This window comes from Paenibacillus sp. A3, from assembly GCF_001399685.1.
GTDB lineage: Bacteria > Bacillota > Bacilli > Paenibacillales > NBRC-103111 > Paenibacillus_G.
The window spans coordinates 1-2,206 of record NZ_JTHN01000303.1 but is presented as its reverse complement, the minus strand read 5'-3'; the positions used below and the strand labels follow the sequence as shown (position 1 = coordinate 2,206).

The following is a 2,206-nucleotide window of genomic DNA, read 5'->3' as shown; positions in this document are numbered from 1 at the left end:
GCTTCAAATCAAAATTTCCAGCGGACAAGAGCGACCGGAAGTAGATACCCCGCCCCCTTGTACACCTCTATTACCTCAACTGGACCACTTTCTCAACAAGCTCAGCCGATGATTCAGGGGATCATCGGCTTTTCTGTGAAAAAAAGGAATATCTCCCTATTCACTATAACGAACTCGTGATATGATAGTAGGGACAAGTTGTTGCTGCCGGTGAGGGGGAAATTTATGACGTTTTCATTTGCTTCAGGTGAGTGGAAAGAACGAATCCGGATGCTACTCCGGCTGCCTTATCCGAGCAGGGCGCTCCGCTTTTTTCCCCCGGAGTTTACGTTTCGCAATCCGGTGCTCTCGCTGGTCAAACGGTACCGGAGCCAGGGAAAATCGTGCGGGCTTATTTTGCTGTATTTGGAAGATTTTCATCATATGTTTTCCACTTATTCCGAAGCGAGGCTTTGCGCGCTGCAGAGTCGTATCCGCCAGACGATCCTCGAGCTGCTGCCTTCCTGCTTCCGGGACAAGGACGTCATCGGAGTCCGGCAGTTTGCGCTCGACGATTACGGCATATTCGTTAAAGAACAAGCCGTTTGCGGGTTCGACGAGCTGCAGCGCAAAGCGCAGGAGCTGCAAAAAGAAGTTTCGCGCAGGCTGCGCATGCACGCGGACGACGCACAAGCTCCCGTTTCGCTGCAAAGCGGGTGCTATATCATCGGCCCGGACCTTGAAAACACGTCCGCCGGCATTCAAGCGGCCTATCACTATGCCCGCTGCATCGCGACGCGGAAGCTGCCGCCGCATTTTTGCCTGACCCGGGAGCATCTGCTGGACATTTTGAAGCAGGAAAGCATTTTCGTTCTCGCCCAACCGATTCTCAATTTGGCCAGCGGCGAATTATACGGCTGGGAAATATTGACCCGCGGTCCGCAAAACTCGCCGTTCCACACTCCCGCAGAGCTGTTCGATATGGCTTATCAAGCCGATCTTTTATCGAGATTCGAATTTTTGGTCATCAAGAAGGCGTTCATGGAAATATCGTCACGGGCGATTCAAGAGCAGGTGTTTATTAACGTGACGCCCGTTTCGCTCGGACATCCGCTGTTTCTGCATCAGCTGCTGGAAACGTTGAAGCAATTTCCGGCCATTTCGGCCTCGCAGGTCGTTCTGGAAATTACGGAACGCCACGCGATTCGGGATTTCCAATACATAGGAGCCGTCATGAACGCCTGCCGCGCTCATGGGTTCCGCTTTGCCGTGGACGATGCGGGGGCCGGCTATTCGAGCCTGCAATCGATCTCCGAGCTGGTGCCCGACATCATCAAAATCGACAGATCGGTCATTGCCGAGATCGATCGGATGTCCGTCAAGCAATCGCTGCTGAAGGCGCTGCTGCACTTCGCCGACAACATGAACTGCCAAGTGATCGCCGAAGGCGTAGAACGGCCGGAAGAGCTCAGCATGCTTTGCGAGATGCAGGTGCATATGGTGCAAGGCTTTTATTTTGCCCGTCCACAGCCGCTTGTGACCGACCAGGAACGGGTACAGCAGCTTCAATTGGTCAAAGAAAAAATTGTAGGCCACCGGCATATGCATCCCGCTTGAGGGCTTTGTGCCGATGATCACAAATTGGTCACAAAAACGGCCGCCGCTTTCCGCTCCTCGGAAAATGGCGGTCTTTTAGTATGGCAGGAGCGGAGTATTTTATGGTAGGATGAAAGCATAAAGGAGATGAAAGCGATGAGTTCCATCGACCGGATATTGGATAGCGCGCTGGCGGGAAACCGGATCAGTCTGGAAGACTGTATGGCGCTCTATGAATCGGACGAAATCGAAAAAATGGGCCATGTGGCCAACCAAATTATGCTGCGGCACCATCCGGAGCCGGTGACGACTTTTGTGATCGGCCGGAATGTCAATTATACGAATATTTGCGATGTGTATTGCCGTTTTTGCGCCTTCTACCGCGCACCGGGCTCGGCAGAAGGCTATGTGCTGCCGAACGAGGTTATTTTTCAAAAGATACAGGAAACGATCGACGTCGAAGGCACCGAAATTTTGATGCAGGGGGGCACGAACCCGAACCTGCCTTTCAGCTATTACACCGATTTGCTGAAAGAAATCAAGCAGCGGTTCCCGAACATTACGATGCACTCGTTCTCCCCGGCCGAGATTATGAAAATGAAAGAAGTATCGAACGGACTTTCACTGGAGG

2 protein-coding genes are annotated in these 2,206 nt (G+C 52.5%); both read left to right on the top strand.

Annotation, left to right across the window (positions count from 1 at the left end; all coding sequences use genetic code 11):
- Nucleotides 1-225: 225 nt before the first annotated feature.
- The gene (locus tag QJ48_RS33495; RefSeq protein ID WP_054977626.1) at nt 226-1,596 is read left to right on the top strand and encodes an EAL domain-containing protein; all 1,371 of its coding nucleotides are present in this window, start codon (nt 226-228) and stop codon (nt 1,594-1,596) included.
- 135 nt (nt 1,597-1,731) lie between these two features.
- The coding region (locus tag QJ48_RS33490; protein WP_337589650.1) for a radical SAM protein at nt 1,732-2,206 on the top strand (475 nt) is incomplete at its 3' end.

What these genes read in the sequence shown, in the direction of transcription:
- QJ48_RS33495 (WP_054977626.1), top strand. Translation starts at nt 226, where the DNA reads ATGACGTTTTCATTTGCTTCAGGTGAGTGGAAAGAACGAATCCGGATG.